The 2,188-nt window shown below is 73.7% G+C and carries 2 protein-coding genes; both read right to left on the bottom strand.

The genetic code is table 11. The features are described 5' to 3' along the window. Positions 1 to 204 precede the first annotated feature (204 nt). A complete protein-coding gene (locus tag AOK18_RS27270) occupies positions 205 to 1,569 on the bottom strand; it encodes a phosphomannomutase/phosphoglucomutase (RefSeq protein WP_055696059.1) in 1,365 nt (454 codons plus the stop codon). Between the two features lie 161 nt (positions 1,570 to 1,730). Next, a partial coding sequence (locus AOK18_RS27265; RefSeq protein ID WP_167738750.1) for an L-lactate permease occupies positions 1,731 to 2,188 on the bottom strand: 458 nt, incomplete at its 5' end.

Here is a 2,188-nt window from a genome sequence, read left to right as displayed (position 1 = left end):
GCACGACCCGGTCGCGCCGGTCCGGCGGGGCGTGCGGTGGCCGTCGGCGCGGCCCCCGGCCCGGCGCGACCGGGTCGTGCGGAGGGTCGGGCCGTCGCGGTGCGACCGGGTGTGCGGCGGGACCGCCGGACCGGCCACCGCACGCCGTCGCCCGCCGTCGCGCACCGCCGTGCGGGGTGGTCCGCGGGCCGCGCACGGGCCGGATCAGCCCCGGATGAGGGCCAGGGCCTCGTCGCGGATCCTGGCCATGGTGGCCTGGTCGCGGGCCTCCGCGTTCAGGCGGAGGAGGGGTTCCGTGTTGGAGGGGCGGACGTTGAACCACCAGTCGGCGGCGGTGACGGTGAGGCCGTCCAGTTCGTCCAGGGTGATGCCGTCGCGGCCCTCGTAGGCGGCCCTGATCGCGGCGAGGCGGGCCGCCTGGTCGTCGACCGTGGAGTTGATCTCGCCGGAGCCCGCGTAGCGGTCGTACTGGTCGACCAGGGCGGACAGGGTGCCCTGCTGGCCGCCGAGGGCGGCGAGGACGTGCAGGGCGGCGAGCATGCCCGTGTCGGCGTTCCAGAAGTCACGGAAGTAGTAGTGCGCCGAGTGCTCGCCACCGAAGATCGCGCCGCTGGTTGCCATCTCGGCCTTGATGAAGGAGTGGCCCACCCGGGTGCGCACTGGTGTGCCGCCGTTCTCCTCGACGACCTCCGGCACCGACCAGGAGGTGATCAGGTTGTGGATGACCGTGCCCTTGCCCCCGTTGCGGGCGAGTTCGCGGGCGGCGACCAGGGCGGTGATCGCGGACGGGGGGACCGGCTCGCCGCGCTCGTCGACGACGAAGCAGCGGTCGGCGTCGCCGTCGAAGGCGAGGCCGAGGTCGGCGCCCTCCTCGCGGACCCGCTGCCGCAGGTCGACGAGGTTGGCCGGGTCGAGCGGGTTGGCCTCGTGGTTCGGGAAGGTGCCGTCGAGTTCGAAGTACATCGGGACGACGGTGAGCGGCAGGCCGGCCAGGACGGCGGGGACGGTGTGCCCGCCCATGCCGTTGCCCGCGTCGACGACGACCTTCAGGGGCCGGACGGAGGTCAGGTCGACGAGGGAGCGCAGGTGTGCCGCGTAGTCGTCCAGCGTCTCGCGCCGGGTGACGGTTCCCGCCGTGACGGCCGACTCGGGGACGCCCGACTCGCTCCACTTCTCGACGAGTTCGCGGATCTCCGTCAGGCCCGTGTCCTGGCCGACGGGCGCGGCGCCCGCGCGGCACAGCTTGATGCCGTTGTACCGGGCCGGGTTGTGCGAGGCGGTGAACATCGCGCCGGGCAGGTCCAGGGCGCCGGAGGCGTAGTAGAGCTGGTCCGTGGAGCAGAGGCCGATCTCGGTCACGTCGACGCCCTGGGCCGCGGCGCCGCGGGCGAAGGCGCCCGACAGGCCGGGCGAGGAGGGCCGCATGTCGTGTCCGGTGACGAGGGCGCTCGCCCCGGTCACGCGCGCGAAGGCGGCGCCGAAGAGTTCGGCCAGGGACTCGTCCCACTGGTCGGGGACGACCCCGCGCACGTCGTACGCCTTGACGATCTGTGACAGATCAGCAGTCACGGCCAGCCCTTCCGGAGATCCTGTCGATCAGCACAAACTACCCGCAGGGGGTGACGCTCCGCTGCGGGCGGTCCCGTGGTGACCGGCCGGCTCGCGTCCGGCGGCGGCCGGCGCGGGCCGCGGCCGGTGGCGGCCGGGCGGTTTCACGGACGCCGCCTCCGTCAGGGCAGCATCCAGCCGAGCACGAAGGTGCTCTGCCCCACCACGATCAGGCACATGACGAGCAGCAGGCCGAGGCTCCAGGGCAGCACCTTGCGCAGCAGGTCCCCTTCCCTGCCCGCCAGTCCGACGGCGGCGCAGGCGATGGCGAGGTTCTGCGGCGAGATCATCTTGCCGAGGACACCGCCCGAACTGTTCGCGGCCGCGAGCAGGTCGGGCGACAGTCCGGACTCCCGTGCGGCGGTCACCTGGAGGGCCCCGAAGAGCGCGTTGGCCGAGGTGTCCGAGCCGGTGACGGCGACGCCGAACCAGCCGAGGACGGGTGACAGGAAGGCGAGCCCGGCCCCGGCGGCGGCCACGGCGTAGCCGATCGTCGCCGCCTGTCCGGAGAGGTTCATGACGTAGGCGAGCGCCAGGACGGAGGTCACCGTGAGGATCGCGAACCGCAGTTCGCGCACGG

The organism is Streptomyces prasinopilosus, from assembly GCF_001419695.1.
Lineage (GTDB): Bacteria > Actinomycetota > Actinomycetes > Streptomycetales > Streptomycetaceae > Streptomyces > Streptomyces prasinopilosus.
Note: the sequence above shows the minus strand (reverse complement) of the source record. Positions and strands in the feature narration are given on the sequence as shown.